The sequence below is a fragment of the Chryseobacterium kimseyorum genome (assembly GCF_025971945.1).
GTDB classification, from domain to species: domain Bacteria; phylum Bacteroidota; class Bacteroidia; order Flavobacteriales; family Weeksellaceae; genus Chryseobacterium; species Chryseobacterium kimseyorum.
The window spans coordinates 453,468-468,878 of the sequence record NZ_JAPDHW010000001.1 but is presented as its reverse complement, the minus strand read 5'-3'; the positions used below and the strand labels follow the sequence as shown (position 1 = coordinate 468,878).

The following is a 15,411-nucleotide window of genomic DNA, read 5'->3' as shown; positions in this document are numbered from 1 at the left end:
CGTTAAAAGTGAAAAATTTTCTAATCGCTGAGAATCGCCTGGATTTTTATCTTTAAATATGTATCTGGTACAGTCAAAAATTTCACACGCATAATCTGTCAAAAAATTTCTTTGATAAAAAGCAACAGTTTACTTAAATAATTTTAAAAATTAGGAGCCAGTGTGAAAAATCATAATTTGTAAAATGACATAGTCTAAAATTTTAGTGGTAGTTAAATGGCTAAATATAGCGCTATTAAAAAGTCCTATAATTTATATTATGTTAAATTGAATTTGTTCTATGAAATGTAATTGATTGATTTATAGCGAATCGGAAAATTTAAATTTTTAAATGTTGCAACTTTTCTTATTCCTCTGTAAGTGCAATTTAATAACCCAAAATTTTATATCTAAGACTTTTCTACTTTCGATTTTCTGTCACATCTAATAAATTAAATCAGCTTTTATAAATGCCAAAAACATTTTTCAACATTTTTATTATATCTTTTTGTTTATTGAAAATATCATAAATAAAAGATTTTTCCTGCTTTTAATTTTTCCGTCCTTTTTAATGAATCAAATCAGCTTTTACAAATTCTATTTTATTATTTTTAAAAACAAAATCAAAACTACCACCGATTTTACCTTCAGGAAAATCTCCAGTAAATTCTACTTCCAGATAAGCCGAATCTTCTTTGATTTCCAATTTCCTCAATTCAGTCTGAGTTTTAAAACCGATAAAATAACTCACAAAATAATCCTTGATTCCGCTGTGACCAATGAACTTTCTTCCAACTGAAGGGTCATCCAAAACAGCGTTTTGATTGTAAAACTCAAGATATTTTTCGGTGTTGTAACTGTTGCCGACTGCAATCCATTCTTTGATAAATGTTTCTATATTCATTTTAAATTTAGTTACGATAAAAACCTTGCTTAAATTGCACAGGGGTCTGATTGGTTTTATTTTTAAATAATTTATTCAAAGACTGCGGATGCTCAAAACCAAGCTGATAAGCGATTTCTGCAACCGAAAGTTGGGTTGTTGTAAGATAATCTTTTGCTTTTTCAATCAGTTTTTCGTGAATGAGCTGTTGTGCATTCTGCCCTGTCAAAGACCTAAGCATATCACTTAAATACCGTGGTGAAAGACTGAGCTCGGTTGCGAGAAACTCAACGGTTGGCAAACCTTGATTCAAGCCGTCTTCTTTTTCAAAATAGACATTTAAAAGTTCTTCAATTTTCGAAAGTAAATCACTATTCACTGCTTTTCTGGTAATGAACTGGCGCTTGTAAAAACGGTTGCTGTAATTGAGCAAAACCTCGACGTGAGAAATGATAACATCCTGACTGAAATCGTCAATCGTATTATTCAATTCTTCCTTAATATTCTCAAAAACTGAAAATGTCGTTTGCTTTTCTTTGTCCGATAAAAATAAGGCTTCGTTGGCAGAATATGAAAAGAAGCCAAAGCTTTTAATACGGGTTGCCAATGAATAATTTCTGAAAAAATCAGGATGAATCAGCAAAGTCAAACCCTCGTATTCCATATCATCGGCACTCGTGGAAATCAGCTGATTGGGCGCGGTAAAAACCATTCCGCCTTCGTCGAAATCATAATAACCTTGTCCATATCCAATCTTGCCTTTCCTTGTTTTTTTGTAAGAAATTTTATAGAAATTGAAAAGAAAATGTTGATTCAATAAGTCACTTTCCACAATCATATGGTATTGTCAGTGAGGCTTATCAAAGGATGAACAGGCTTTCCGAAACCCAACATCTCGTGAAGTCTTGAGATAGAATCTACTTTTATCGGATTATTCATTTCTTAATTTTTTAATTGATTAAATCACCAAATGCCATCTGTTTCATTTCCTGAACGGCAGCTTCGAAACCGATTTCTAAACGACGGTTGTACAGCTGATTGGCAAATTCGCCTGTCACATATCGCAATTGATTCTTCCCATCCGTCGCAGCTTCGTAGACCACATCAGCTATCCACTCTACCGGTTCAAAATTATCAGGGTTCATCAGTTCAAATAATTTCTTCATACCCTCTTCATAAGCCGGATGACTGGCAACGGCTAATGATTCTCCTGCAAAATTAGTTTTAATTCCGCCCGGCGCAATAGTTTTGATGCCAACATTATGCAACGCTAATTCAAACGACATACTTTCGCTCCAGCCTTCTAAAGCCCATTTTGTGGCGTGGTAAAGCGAATCCAGAGGGAAAGTCAATAATCCTCCAATGGAGGTTGTGGTAATAAATAATCCATTTCTGTTTTTTCTGAAATAAGGAATGAAAGCCTGAGTTACACGAATCACGCCCAGTAAATTGGTGTCCAGCTGTTTTACGATTTGTTTGTCTGTCAACGCTTCCAAAGCACCAATCAAACCATAACCTGCATTGTTGAAAACCACATCAATGGGATGAAGTTCAATTGCCTTTTTTACGGTTTCCTGAATCTGCTGTAAATTGGTAACATCCAAAGGAAGAAGTGTTACATTTTCCAGCGCCGAAAGCTCAGTTTCATTTTGTGGATTCCGCATCGTTGCGATGACGTTCCAGCCTTTCGACTGAAATAATTTTGCCGTAGCTTTTCCCAATCCTGATGATGCGCCTGTGATAAAAATTGTTTTTTGCATTGTAAATTTTCTTTAAATTTTATAATACAAATGTCTGCAGATACGTGGCCGGAAATGTTGCCAAATTGAGTTTCATTGTATCCAAAATGACGGGCGATTACCCTATAATTTTCTGTTATGAAAAATCATCCATCTCTAATTTCTTTATCCGTGAAGCTATAGCTCCTTTTGTACGACCGAAATGTTTCGCCAGATCATTTCCGCTGATGCCTTCTGAATAAAGTTCCATCAGTTCCTGATCAAGTTCTGATGTCCAGGGTTGGTACGCGCCTTTATGTTTTTCCCGTACCTGGTCGACTGTATATGATTTTTCAGTTTTCTTCCCGTCCTTCGGAATGTCTTTAATAATTTGGATTTGTGAAGACTCATAAAAACCGACAGGCATCAAAGATTCGGGAATGTGTAGCTTATTTTTGGTTCGTGTTACCGCCACATACAGAAGATTGATTTCTTGATTGAGTTTTGTAGCGTTGATTTCCTGGCCCTTTATTTCCTTCGTCTGTTTCTCCAGTTTTTCTTCAGAAATAAAATCATTCACCAGCCGCACACTGTCATACTCCATTCCCTTGCAGCGGTGAACGGTAGAAAAGATCATCTCTGCTTTTTCTTTCTGATCGCCGTCGACGTGTTTGTCCTTGATGGTTTTAATGATATTCGGAATTTTATTCCCGTATTCTTTTACAATTTCGACCATCATCCCAAGTTGAAGATCTTCTGTTTTGCTTATGTAATCTTCAAGTTCTTTCATATTTTTCATCGCTTTGATGAGTTTATCTTTAATGAACGTCCGTTTGTCATTCTTTAAATTTAAAACATCATATAAAGAAGCTCCCTCATCTGCATACGTGTAAGAATTGATATTTCCCTCAAAGTAGATATGTTTAACATTCTTTTTCTCAGTAACGTATTCGATGGCTTTTAACAATAATCCAAGATTGGTTCTTGCAAGAATAGCTTTGGTTTTTATTTCTTCAACCCGTCCGTTACCAGTTATCGTTATGGTTTGATGCTGATTGATGTGTTTTTTAAATTTTAAAACTTCCATGGCCAGATTCGCAATATCCTGACCGAAGCGGAAACTTGTTGAAAGATGATACGTTTCAAAATCAGCCTTTTGCAGAGAGTTGACTGCATAACGCCACCCGTAAATCTGCTGATGTGTATCTCCTACAATTACTTTGGTTGCATTTTGTTTTAGAAATACATCCAACATCGCCGACGAAGCATCCTGACCTTCATCAAAAAGAATATAATCAAAAGGCAGTTTCGGATTTAAAATCTGAAATTTTTTAAGATAAAAATCATGGGTGATTTCAATTTCGCCTTTATCCATTTTACTCAACAACATTCGGGTCTGCGTGAGAATATACTGGTAAAATGTACTGACGAAAATTCTCGCATTGGGATCTGTAATGGTATCAAGATAATTTAGATCCTGAACTTTCAGTTTATCACTGTTGCAGAAATAGGTGATGAATTTGTTGATGTGATTTGCAATAATATACTCGGTGTGTTTTTCACCATTACCCTGCAGATTGAGGAGTTCAACGATTTCATTGGTTTTGTAACCCAGCGCTTTGATTTTATAATTGCTTTGAAAGACAACATTTTTATAGGCTAAAGAATGAGCCGTCTCAACAGTCACATTGTGAAGTCTTTTTTCCTGAAATTTTTTCGCAGCTTCCAGTTTTACCGACTTATTAAATGCCAGATAAAGAATCCTGCTGTTTTCAGGTCTCGTTCTCGCATATTCAATAACGGTCGTAGTTTTTCCTGAGCCAGCAACGGCGTTGATCTTGATATTTCCGGTAGAATTAATGATGTTTTTCTGCTCCTGTGTCCACTCCATTTTTAAAAATTAATTAATTGAATCTATTGTGTTTTGTAAAATATCCGTTTTTTCTTTTCTCAGCCAACCCAGAATTCTTTTATTTTTAATCTGCCATTTTCTATCTTTAAATTCTAAAGGGAAACTTTCCCGAGATGTACTAAAAGGTCCCGGATTTTGTTGGATAATTTCAATTTCTTTATCAGAGACTTTTGAGATAATAGCTACATGACCAAAACGATTGAATAGGTTTGAGCTGAAGATAATCAAATCATTTTCTTCAGGTTTTAAACAGCTTTTATTCTTAAACTGTAACAGGCCTTTTTTCTTATTTTTCTCGCCGTCTTTTAAATTCTGATCAAAAAAATCTTTGGCATGTCCATAGCTGTCAGGCATTTTATGATGGTAATATTCATAATAATATCTCTTCACAAACTCCACACATTGATATTTCAAACCGAGATTATATCCATCAACGGTCTTATTTCTTCCCTCAACATGATTGACTCCCCCATTATAGTAGACCACTACTCCATTAAAACTGTCCAGTTTCTGTCCGACCTTATAATTGCTGTTTAGATTGAACTTTTTAACAGCCCAATTTGCAGAAAAAATAACAATCAGTCCGACTAAAATTACGATTATTTTTTTCTTCATTATCAATCTTCATTATTTTCTGAAATTTCAAAATATGCTTTTTCATCAATAGTTTGGAGATCATACGACTTCTTAGTTCTGAAGGTAGTCCATACAGTTTTTTCTCGTGAAGAATCTTCATCGGACATATTTCCGCCGGTTGTTGTACTTTTCTTTTTTGTTGAAAAATTAATGCTCGTAGAAGATTTTTCACCATTTGCGCGGTGATATTCTGAATGATCAAAACCTATCAGATCAAAATGGTCATTCTGAAAACGGAAAGTGTAGATGGCGTCATTTACATACCAGGAACCGCAACTGAGCCAATAGTTAAAAGCGACTTTCAGCAAACCTTTTTCTATAGAAATTCCCTGAGTCTCTGAAATTGGATCTGCGAGGCAGGGATTGTCTTCGCTGTTTTCAGCTTGTATAAATCCTTTATTATTCACAGCGGCAAGTGCATATCCTTTCTGATTTTTAAAGAAAACCAATAAAATTCTTGGATTGAGATTAAGTCGATCTGTACCTAAGCCTTCATTTTTTTTGAAATTTCCAGGATCTGTATTTTCAATAATGACAGCGTGATCATCAACCTTATCTTTGTTGAGATCACCCTGTACATGATAGAGAACTTTCCATCCCTTGGGTACGAAATCTTCTATCAATGACGCCTGTTTCGGAAATTGTTGAGAGAAGAAATTTTGCAGCGAAAGAAGTAAAAGAATAAGGATTGGTATTTTTTTCATGAATTGTGTTTTTGTGTTTGTCATCTGATATGGTCAATTCTTACAATTGATTTTTTTCAAATTCTCTTTTTATTTATGATTTAGCGGATATGAATTGTGCAAACACTCATATCCTGATATAAAATAAATCTAAAATTACGAAATGGTTTTGCTCTTTCCAAAGCTCAAGACAATTTTTGTTTGAGAACTTGCTTAAGGTTGATCATTTCAAAAAATATTCCCAATATTTTAAAAAATAGAACGAATCTCATTTATCAATTTTTAAGTGATTGTTTTAATTAATTCTTATCGTGATTCTTCGCAAAATTCACCTTCGATAAATTAACTTTTAAGTCATCTGGAAGCGTCAGTATATGTAGATTATTTTGTGAAGAAAAACTTTCAGCCACAATCGAGTTCATGTTTAATTTTGCTAATTATTTTTACTGTCATTGCTTTCATTTTAATAATCAGAAATTAAAATTAAAGATTATTTATTTCGAAAAAAGTATTTAAATCTGAATAATAGAAAAAAGCCAAAGTATCAACTTTGGCTTTTCATAACGATATTTAAGGTTCTTATAATTCAAAAACTTTCTCCAAATGCTTTGGATAGTTTTCCAGATCTGCAACAATATCTCCGTCTTTGAAAATATCAAAACAGTTATAATCTGCTACGATATCTGCACCACAGAAACGGTAATTACTTGTAATCTGAATAAGAACATCTGCAGTACTTCTTCCTTCAAACAATAGCTGAGCTGAATCATTGAAACTGGCTTTTGGAGCATTCCAGGTGGCGCAAACCATAAATTTTTTGCTTTGCATTTTTCCTCCCGTTCCATACTGTTTCGTAGCATCTTCTCTTGTTCTGCCGTCTCCGGAAAGGAATTGGGCGCTGTGTAAACCACTGTTGAAGACTTCATCTACATATTTTTTGTAAATCCAGGGTGCTCCGAACCAGTTGATAGGTGTTTGTAAGATGATAATATCGGCTTCAACGTGTTTTTCGACTTCTTTTGCGGCGTCGTAGCCGTCTTCGACTTTGGTTTCTAAGATTTCAAATCCTTTTGACAGGAAAGACTCTTTCGCTTTCTGATGAAATGCATCATTTAAAAGACCTTCTGACCAGTTTGGATACGTTAAATGAGTATTAATTATGAGTACCTTTTTTGTTGAATTCATTTTATTTCTAATATTTTTTTTAATTGAGTTTAATTTTAAAAACCGAAAACTTTTTTCAGATATTTAGGGTAGTTTTCCAGATCCTCTTTGATGTGCTTATTGTGAAAAACATCATAACAGTAGTGGCCTGGAAGTACAGTGTACCCAACAAAAGAATAATTTGCACCGATGTTCGCCAATGCATCATCAGCGCTTTTTCCTTTCCAAAGTTGATTTTTAGGATTATTAAAACTTTCTTCCGGAGCATTCCAGGTTGCTGAAAGCAGGAATTTTTTACCCTGCATTTTCCCGCCTGTTCCATATTGTTTGGTAGGATCCGTTGCTGAGCGGCCGTCGCCGGAAAGAAACTTTTGGCTTTTCATCGCACTGGTGAAAATATCGTCTACATATTTTTTATAGATCCATGGTGCGTTTTCCCAATTGATAGGTGTCTGCAAAACGATAATGTCAGCTTGCATGTGTTTTTCCACTTCTTCTTCAATACTGTAACCACTTTCAATTTTCGTTTCTAAAATTTTGAAGTTTTTTGCCACGAAAAATTCTCTGGCTTTATCGTAAAACGCCTTGTTCAGTTTTCCTTCTGATAAGCCAGGATAAGTAAGATGCGCGTTGATAAGTAAAACAGTCTGTTGCTTTGAAGAATTATTTTGAGCACTGATTTTTGTTCCGAATGAAATCATTGTTAAAATGATTATCAGGATAATTTTGGTCTTCATATTTTTGCTTTAAAATGATAAGACAAAATTAAAATCTTGATTTTCAATCTATGTAAACAGATTACTACAAAAAAAGAGACAAATTACGGATCACAGAAAATGCCTTCTCCTGAAGACATCTGTTTGATTATTTAATCAGTTCCTGACGAAATTCTTTCGGACTCAATCCAACTTGTTTTTTGAAAAATTTTGAAAAGTAATTCGGATATTCAAAACCCAGTTCGTACGCCACTTCGGTTGTATTCATCTGATGATTTTCCATCAATAACTCTTTTGCTTTTTTAATCACAAAATCATGGATGTTTTCTAAGGCTGACTTCTGCGTAAAATGTTTTACAATATCTCCCAGGTAGTTCGCCGTCAATCCCAGTTGATCTGCAAAGTACTGCACATTGGGAAGTTGCTGTACAGGTCGGTTGTAATAATCAATAAGGCTCTGCTGAAAATCGGTAACCACGTGATTGTACTGCTTAGGATCAGTAGAAAACTGACGTTTATAGAATGCCTCTACCAAAGAAACAAGCACATTGACATACGAGAGAAGCACATTGAAATTTCTTTTTTCACTTTCATAATATTTCATCATCAATTTAAAAACTGCACTTACCTCTTCCACTTCTTCATCGGTTAAATATAATGCCTCATGCTGTCCGTAATCTAAATAAGTCTTGAACAAAAACCGGTTTTCCTCAATTATTTTTTTGGAGAGTTGCAGATACATTCCCGTAAAATCGGGCTCAGCATCCCAGCCAGGTTCTATAATTAAATTAGGAGTATTAAAGAAAACAGCGGAGACAGGCGCAACATCCGGAGTAGATTTTCTTTTATATTTAATTTTAATTGAAATTCTGTAGAAATCTACGACAACAGCTTCACAGGCAATCTTTATTTTCGGAGCATCGTAATAACCGACATCGATATCATTATCCAAAGGTCTAGATAAACCAATTTCCTGATTGTAGGTAGCGAAGTCTTTATAAATTTTCATTTTGCAAACTTATCAAATTCTAAGATACGGAAACGAATGAAGTTTACTGATTACCGGATTTCAATTGCTGTATCAATTCCGATATTTGGTGAAAACTGCCAAATCGACCACAACTAAACAGTTAAATCCAGACCTAAAAATTTAATAGCATCACCAAATTTTCTATAATGGAACCAATATGTTTTTATAAAATTTAATCAATCCTAAACCTTTTTCATTAAATAGAAATCAATTATTTATTTATAGTAAATTGAGCTTATTATCTACTTACAATTTCATTTAAATAAAATTCTCTTTTTATTTGCGATATTTACAGCGTAAAAAAAACATAACATGAAAATCATAATCACAGGAGCAACAGGAATGGTAGGCGAAGGTGTTTTATTTGAATGCCTTGAAAATCCGAAAGTAAATGAAGTGCTGATCATCGGCAGAAGAACTTACGAACTGTCACATTCCAAACTGAAAGAACTCATTGTAAAAGATTTTTCCGAAATCAAAAAGCATTCAGATTTACTGGAAAAATATGATGGCTGTTTCTTTTGTGCAGGTATCAGTTCGGTAGGCGAAAATGAAGAAAGTTTTACCAGAAAAACGTACGATTTTGTAGTTCCATTTGCAGCTTCGCTCTCAGAAATTAAACCCGAAATGACTTTTATTTATGTTTCAGGAAGCGGTACCGACAGCAGCGAAAAAGGAAAAATAATGTGGGCAAGAGTGAAGGGACGTACAGAAAATGCGCTGATGAAACTGCCTTTCAAAGGTCAGTACAACTTCCGGCCGGCGGTTATGACGGGAAGCAAAGGTCAGAAAAACATCAAGTTTATTTTTAAAATATTGATTCCACTGTTGTCACCATTTTTTTCTGCACCTACATTAAAACTTTCAGAAGTAGGGAAAGCAATGATTAATGCAGTATTGAAAGGATATTCAAAACAAATTTTGGAGGCAAAAGACATTAAAGAATTATCAAAATAATGAAGCGATTTCTAAAAATATTAAAGTGGACGGTCATCGTTTTACTGTCATTAATCATCCTTCTCATCATCACCACTTATTTTTATATGAAACAGCCTCAGTTCGGCGCTTTACCGGAAGGTGAACGACTTGAATTGATGAAGAAATCAAAAAATTTCAGAGATGGAACCTTTCATAATCTTGTAGAAAAACCGACCATCACAAAGGGATACAGCATGTGGACTGAAGGCTGGAATTCATTAACTAAGACCTATCCTGATACTGAACCAACCACTGCTCTGCCTTCGGTTAAGACCGATTTAAAATCAATTCCGCCAGACGAAAATGTGTTGGTCTGGTTTGGGCATTCTTCTTTCTTTTTGCAGTTGGATGGTGTAAAAATTCTGGTTGATCCGATTTTCAGCGGTAAAGCATCGCCAACTCCATGGGGCGTGAAAGCGTACAAAGGCAGCGACATTTATTCTGCGGACGACATGCCCGAAATCGATTACATGCTGCTCTCACACGATCATTATGACCATTTGGATTATGAAACCGTAAAAGCATTACAGCCGAAAGTGAAATTTGTAATTTGTGGTCTTGGAGCAGGAGCGCATTATGAAAAATGGGGCTACACACAAAAACAGATTCTGGAAAAAGACTGGGGTGAAACTGTAGCCGTAAAACCGGATTTCAATATTATTGCAGAAAATACACATCACGGTGGCGGTCGTGGATTTTCACCTGATAAAGCATTGTGGCTGTCATTCTACATTCAGTCTCCCAAGATGAATATTTATTACAGTGGCGATGGCGGTTACAGTGACCGCTTCAAAACGGTTGCAGCAAAATATCCGGCGATAGACTGGGCTATTATGGAATGCGGACAGTACAACAAAGCATGGCAATCGGTACACGAGCTGCCCGAAGAAATGGCTTTGGCAACCACAGAATTAAAAGCAAAAAACCTCCTGCCCGTGCATCATTCCAAATTTACCTTGGCTCGACATCCGTGGAAAGAACCGTTGGAAAAAATGACAAAACTCTCAGCCGGAAAACCTTACAGACTGGCAACCCCGATGATTGGAGAAAAAGTGTTGCTGGACAACGGTTCTCAGGTGTTTAAACAATGGTGGAAAGATGCAAAATAATTGATTTAAAATTGTCTGTCAAACAAAAAATGCACGAATTTATTTTGAATTCGTGAATTTTTTTCATGAAACGTTTTTCTCTGATTTACAACATTTCCAGCAGATCCTGCTTTGACAAATTTCTGAACACAGAATGATCTGTCATAATCAAATCATTCGCTAATTCTTTTTTAGACTGCTGAAGTTTCATAATTTTTTCTTCCACTGTGTTCGGACAGATCAACCGTACAGCAATGACGTTTTTCTTCTGTCCGATGCGGTAACAGCGGTCTATCGCCTGATTTTCAACTGCCGGATTCCACCATGGATCGACTAGGTAAACGTAGTCGGCTTCCGTTAAGTTCAAACCTGTTCCGCCCGCTTTCAGACTTATTAAAAATACCCTGACATTTTCATTTTCCTGAAATTCATTGACTTTGGCGGCTCTGTTTTTTGTCTGTCCGGTAAGGTATTCAAATGAAATGTTTCGTTCTAAAAGTTCCGCTTTTATTAAATCGAGCATAGAGACAAATTGAGAGAAAACCAGAATTTTGTGCTGAGCAGATTTGTTTTCAATCTGCTCCATCAGAACTTCGATTTTTGCCGAACTGTCACCAAACTGTTCTTCATCCTTGAGCAATACAGGAGAATCACAAATCTGTCTCAGTTTGGTCAGTCCAGTCAGAACGTGCATGCTGTCTTTGGCGATTTCCTCTTCATCTTTTGCCGAAATATATTCGCGCAGTTCCTTTTCGTACGCATCGTAAATCCGCCTTTGTTCCTCTCCCATTTCACAGTAAATCACCATTTCCGTTTTGTCGGGAAGCTCTGTTGCAACCTGCTTTTTCGTCCTTCTGAGAATGAATGGTTTTATTTTTTGCTGTAAATCGGTTGCTCTTTTGGTGTATTCAAATTTATCAATGGGTATTGAATAAATATCTCTGAAATATTCCTTGCTGCCCAATAAACCAGGAATGGCAAAGGATAGTTGTCCGTAAAGATCAAAAGTATTATTTTCAATCGGTGTACCTGTGAGAACGATTTTGTTTCGTGATTTTAATAATCTTGCAGCTCTGTACCTTTCAGAGTTTGGGTTTTTAATGGCCTGAGATTCATCCAGAAAAATATAATTGAAACTGAATTCTTTTAAGAACCGAATATCGGAAAGCAGCATTCCGTAAGTAGTCAGCACAATTTCGTGACCTGCAAACTGACTTGTGTTTTTAATTCTGTTAGCTCCGTAATGCGTCATCATGTTGAGTGAAGGAGCAAATTTTTCTACTTCCGCCTGCCAGTTGAACAGTAAAGAAGTTGGCACCACAATAAGATTGGTGTTTTCAGAACGTTTTTCATTTTGTGAAAGAATAAATGCGATAATCTGCAAAGTCTTTCCCAATCCCATATCGTCGGCTAGACAACCTCCAAAATTGAAATTATCCAAATGATTCAGCCAGTCAAGTCCCTGTTTTTGGTAGTCGCGCAGGTTCGCTTTTAATTCTGCCGGAACTTCTGTTTCGGGAATGTTTTGATCTTCAGAAAATGCTTTGTTGTACGAATCAATTTCTTCAGTAACTTCTTTGCTCAAAACGTCCTCCTCAAAAAGGTTTTTGATATCAGAAAAATTACTTTTTGGCAACCGCAGAAGTTCGTCATAAATTTCACCTGACTGAAAATAACGGTTCAGTTTTTTCATCCATTCTTCAGGCAAAATCCCGTTGGTTCCGTCGTCGAGTTGTATAAATTTGTTTTTATTCCGGATGGATTTATGCAATTGTTTCAGTGATGCCGTTTGATTCCCGAATTTCACATTGACTACAGCATTAAACCAGTTGATTCCGCTTACAACCTGGATGGAAACAACAGCTTTATTGGGATTGAGTTTATTCTTTTTTAAATCATTGAAACCTAAAATAATGATTCCCTCATTCCGCCATTTTTCAAAAGTTTCCAAAAACCATTCTTCATCCAGAAATTTGTTTTTATGCAGATAAAAATACTCGTATTGCTCGATCTGTTCGGCAAATTCGGGATGCTGCTGCATGATGGCTGCCGTGAATTTTATTTCTTTTCTGTCGTCTCTTTCAACCTTAAAAATATTACCGTTCTGATCGGCATCAAAAATCTGTTTTCTTGAGAAAACAGGTACTTCCACCTGACCATATTTTATCACAGGCGTGATTGAAATATAATCATTCTGATCCGCCAGATAGATAATCTTTTCAACCTTTTCATCAAAGGATTTTTCTTCCAGTTGCTTTTTGGTAGCGGGTTTTATGTAAGAGTAATTGATTTTAATCTGCTTTTCCAGACTGGAAAGAATGTTCTCTTTAAATTCTTCAAATTTTGATGAATGCACCAGCAAAATTTCTCTGTTGGATTTGAAAAACTCAAGTACACGGAGCATATCCAGATTGGTGATCAGGTGTAAAGTGTTTTCGTGGAAAAGAAAGTACTGAAACTGAATTTTAAGATTCCTGAATGGTTGCAAAACATCATTCAGCCACAGTCCGCCGGTGATTTCAAAAAAGGGTTCTTTTTTGAAAACTGAAAGCTCGATATCGGCATTCAACAGTTTTACATCAACCGGCACAATAGATTTAGCAGAAACATTTTCTGAAATATTTTTATCATGATAAAAAGTGGGCAGATTGAGAGGATTTTTCACCACGATTTTTAAAGCTTCAAGATCGGCTTCATTTTTTTCTCCGTTCAGATTATTTTCAAATTTTGAAACTGCGGTAAAGAATTTTGCATCGTCAACAGTTTCAGCTTTCCAGATTAAACCTGAAGGGTCGATTGCGGTTACCGGGTTTTTTATTTTTCCGGATTGAGTGCTTTCTGATTCAAAAAGTTCAATGCTGAACCGTTCATCGTATTTATGTTTTTTAATCAGCAGAAACATTTTCTGTGAGTGATGATCAGTTTTAATTTCGTGAAAGTTCTGTGTATTTTTTGGCAATAATTTTTGCTTTAAATCATCAGCATTCAGTTTGATCAGCTCTTTTATTTTAGGCTCAATGCGTAGAGATTGATTGACGTGTTCCAACTGAAAGAAGTCGTCAAGACTGGGTTCATTTTCCAGGCCGTAATCTTTTGCGAAGTCTTGTAATTTCCTTCGCCGGAGTTTTACATCGAAGAAAATACGCAGATCCTGACGCTCAATAATTGTATATAAAACCTGAGCCTGGTGTGTACACATTCTGGTTTTCAGAGCATCGCATGGACAGTCTAAAATCAGCGAACTTCCAATGATATTTACCGCAACGCTCGGAAAATCAAGGTTAGCTGAAGGTTTGAAAAACACACCGGAATTGATTTCAATAAAATAAGGCTGAATGTCTTTTAAATTTTCTTTTTCAATACCAACCCTTTCGGAACAGTGCTTTTGCAGATCAAAAATAGAAAAGCCTGAGAGGTTGATCTGATCGAAAATATATTGATTCCTGTGTTCCTGCATTTTAGTGGAAAGAAGTTGAGTGATAATCTGTTTTTGCCTGATGTTATTGGTTTGTAAAACAAAAAAAATCAGCAAAGTTTAAGGAGAGCTAAAGTAATAAAAAAAGATGAAGTTTCCGTCTATAAGGTCTCATTAGCAAATCGTAAAATCATTACCCGCCACTATAAAATGATACAGATTACGGTTTCTCTTACCATTATTACTGATTTGGGTGGCATTCGGTAAACGGTTGCTTCAGAATGCATAATTTTGCGGTATAAATAAGCCTAAAGATGAATCAAGTTGTGCATTTTAATACGGTGAGCGACTATAATCAGTTCAATAAAAATAATACACTTCACCCATTGGTGAGTGTGGTGGATTTATCTCAGTCTGATCCACGGGCTGCTCATAAAATGACATTTGATGTTTATTGTGTCGTGCTGAAGCAGACCCAGTGTGGCGATCTACGGTACGGAAACAACACGTACGATTATCAGGACGGAACGCTTGTGTTTTTTGCGCCCGGCCAGATTGTGGAAGTGATCAGTGAAGAAGTTTATCAGCCGACAGGTCTGGCTTTGGTTTTTCATCCTGATTTACTACTGAATACACCTTTAGGAAAGAGAATGCAGGAATTCGGATTCTTCTCTTATCATACCAGTGAGGCACTACATCTCTCTGACAAAGAGAAAAAACTGGTGATTGAATGTTTTGAAAAAATATCTTACGAACTGCAACAATCCATTGATAAACACAGCAAAATGCTGATTACTTCAAATATTGAACTCTTTCTGAATTACTGCATCCGTTTTTATGACCGTCAGTTTATTACAAGAGACAATGTCAATAAAGGAGTTCTGGAAAAATTCGAGGAGCTGATGAATGATTATTTTTCCTCAGACAAACCACAAAATATTGGTTTGCCATCTGTTTCGTGGTGTGCAGACGAGCTCCATTTATCTGCCAATTATTTTGGAGATTTGATTAAAAAAGAAACCGGAAAAACTGCTCAGGAATACATTCAGGCAAAAGTGATTGATGTAGCCAAAGAAAAGATTTTTGACGGCGACAAATCGATCAGTCAGGTGGCTTATGATTTGGGATTTAAATATCCGCAGCATTTTACGAGACTGTTTAAGCAGAAAGTTGGTGTGTCACCTTTGGAGTACCGAAGTTTAAATTGAG

The 15,411-nt window shown here is 35.8% G+C and carries 13 protein-coding genes; 3 read left to right on the top strand and 10 right to left on the bottom strand.

What is annotated here, in order from left to right:
- Positions 1-547: 547 nt before the first annotated feature.
- The 9 genes from OMO38_RS02275 to OMO38_RS02235 all read right to left on the bottom strand — a co-directional run bounded on the left by OMO38_RS02275 (position 548) and on the right by OMO38_RS02235 (position 8,700).
- Complete coding sequence (locus OMO38_RS02275) at positions 548-883, bottom strand: nuclear transport factor 2 family protein (RefSeq protein WP_264748624.1); 336 nt, start codon at positions 881-883, stop codon at positions 548-550.
- 7 nt (positions 884-890) lie between these two features.
- A complete protein-coding gene (locus OMO38_RS02270) occupies positions 891-1,679 on the bottom strand; it encodes a helix-turn-helix domain-containing protein (RefSeq protein WP_319804176.1) in 789 nt (262 codons plus the stop codon).
- Between the two features lie 133 nt (positions 1,680-1,812).
- Positions 1,813-2,622, bottom strand: coding sequence for an SDR family oxidoreductase (locus OMO38_RS02265; protein ID WP_264748623.1), 810 nt, complete (start codon positions 2,620-2,622; stop codon positions 1,813-1,815).
- Positions 2,623-2,737: 115 nt separating this feature from the next.
- Positions 2,738-4,471: a UvrD-helicase domain-containing protein gene (locus tag OMO38_RS02260; protein WP_264748622.1), complete on the bottom strand. Its 1,734-nt coding sequence runs from the start codon at positions 4,469-4,471 to the stop codon at positions 2,738-2,740.
- A gap of 9 nt (positions 4,472-4,480) precedes the next feature.
- On the bottom strand, positions 4,481-5,107 hold the full coding sequence (locus tag OMO38_RS02255) for a CHAP domain-containing protein (protein WP_264748621.1): 627 nt from the start codon (positions 5,105-5,107) through the stop codon (positions 4,481-4,483).
- A 2-nt stretch (positions 5,108-5,109) separates the two neighbouring features.
- Entirely contained in the window at positions 5,110-5,832 is a 723-nt protein-coding gene (locus tag OMO38_RS02250; protein ID WP_264748620.1) for a hypothetical protein, read from the bottom strand.
- A 558-nt stretch (positions 5,833-6,390) separates the two neighbouring features.
- The gene (locus OMO38_RS02245; protein WP_264748619.1) at positions 6,391-6,996 is read right to left on the bottom strand and encodes an NAD(P)H-dependent oxidoreductase; all 606 of its coding nucleotides are present in this window, start codon (positions 6,994-6,996) and stop codon (positions 6,391-6,393) included.
- Positions 6,997-7,031: 35 nt separating this feature from the next.
- Complete coding sequence (locus tag OMO38_RS02240; protein ID WP_264748618.1) at positions 7,032-7,712, bottom strand: NAD(P)H-dependent oxidoreductase; 681 nt, start codon at positions 7,710-7,712, stop codon at positions 7,032-7,034.
- 127 nt (positions 7,713-7,839) lie between these two features.
- The gene (locus OMO38_RS02235) at positions 7,840-8,700 is read right to left on the bottom strand and encodes a helix-turn-helix domain-containing protein (RefSeq protein ID WP_264748617.1); all 861 of its coding nucleotides are present in this window, start codon (positions 8,698-8,700) and stop codon (positions 7,840-7,842) included.
- A 333-nt stretch (positions 8,701-9,033) separates the two neighbouring features.
- On the opposite strand from OMO38_RS02235, the gene OMO38_RS02230 reads away from it, so the two are divergent.
- Together OMO38_RS02230 and OMO38_RS02225 are read left to right on the top strand one after the other, a co-directional pair.
- Positions 9,034-9,678, top strand: coding sequence for an NAD-dependent epimerase/dehydratase family protein (locus tag OMO38_RS02230; protein WP_264748616.1), 645 nt, complete (start codon positions 9,034-9,036; stop codon positions 9,676-9,678).
- The gene (locus OMO38_RS02225) at positions 9,678-10,808 is read left to right on the top strand and encodes an MBL fold metallo-hydrolase (protein ID WP_264748615.1); all 1,131 of its coding nucleotides are present in this window, start codon (positions 9,678-9,680) and stop codon (positions 10,806-10,808) included. The genes OMO38_RS02230 and OMO38_RS02225 overlap by 1 nt, the downstream gene beginning before the upstream one ends.
- An 85-nt stretch (positions 10,809-10,893) precedes the next feature.
- Here OMO38_RS02225 and OMO38_RS02220 read toward each other — a convergent pair whose 3' ends face one another.
- The gene (locus OMO38_RS02220) at positions 10,894-14,319 is read right to left on the bottom strand and encodes a DEAD/DEAH box helicase (protein ID WP_264748614.1); all 3,426 of its coding nucleotides are present in this window, start codon (positions 14,317-14,319) and stop codon (positions 10,894-10,896) included.
- 197 nt (positions 14,320-14,516) lie between these two features.
- Here OMO38_RS02220 and OMO38_RS02215 point away from each other — a divergent pair, with 197 nt between their 5' ends.
- A complete protein-coding gene (locus OMO38_RS02215) occupies positions 14,517-15,410 on the top strand; it encodes a helix-turn-helix domain-containing protein (protein WP_264748613.1) in 894 nt (297 codons plus the stop codon).
- Position 15,411 lies beyond the last annotated feature (1 nt).

Coding starts and splice junctions, on each gene's coding strand:
- OMO38_RS02275 (WP_264748624.1), bottom strand. CDS start 883: ATGAATATAGAAACATTTATCAAAGAATGGATTGCAGTCGGCAACAGT.
- OMO38_RS02265 (WP_264748623.1), bottom strand. CDS start 2,622: ATGCAAAAAACAATTTTTATCACAGGCGCATCATCAGGATTGGGAAAA.
- OMO38_RS02260 (WP_264748622.1), bottom strand. CDS start 4,471: ATGGAGTGGACACAGGAGCAGAAAAACATCATTAATTCTACCGGAAAT.
- OMO38_RS02255 (WP_264748621.1), bottom strand. CDS start 5,107: ATGAAGAAAAAAATAATCGTAATTTTAGTCGGACTGATTGTTATTTTT.
- OMO38_RS02250 (WP_264748620.1), bottom strand. CDS start 5,832: ATGAAAAAAATACCAATCCTTATTCTTTTACTTCTTTCGCTGCAAAAT.
- OMO38_RS02245 (WP_264748619.1), bottom strand. CDS start 6,996: ATGAATTCAACAAAAAAGGTACTCATAATTAATACTCATTTAACGTAT.
- OMO38_RS02240 (WP_264748618.1), bottom strand. CDS start 7,712: ATGAAGACCAAAATTATCCTGATAATCATTTTAACAATGATTTCATTC.
- OMO38_RS02235 (WP_264748617.1), bottom strand. CDS start 8,700: ATGAAAATTTATAAAGACTTCGCTACCTACAATCAGGAAATTGGTTTA.
- OMO38_RS02230 (WP_264748616.1), top strand. CDS start 9,034: ATGAAAATCATAATCACAGGAGCAACAGGAATGGTAGGCGAAGGTGTT.
- OMO38_RS02225 (WP_264748615.1), top strand. CDS start 9,678: ATGAAGCGATTTCTAAAAATATTAAAGTGGACGGTCATCGTTTTACTG.
- OMO38_RS02215 (WP_264748613.1), top strand. CDS start 14,517: ATGAATCAAGTTGTGCATTTTAATACGGTGAGCGACTATAATCAGTTC.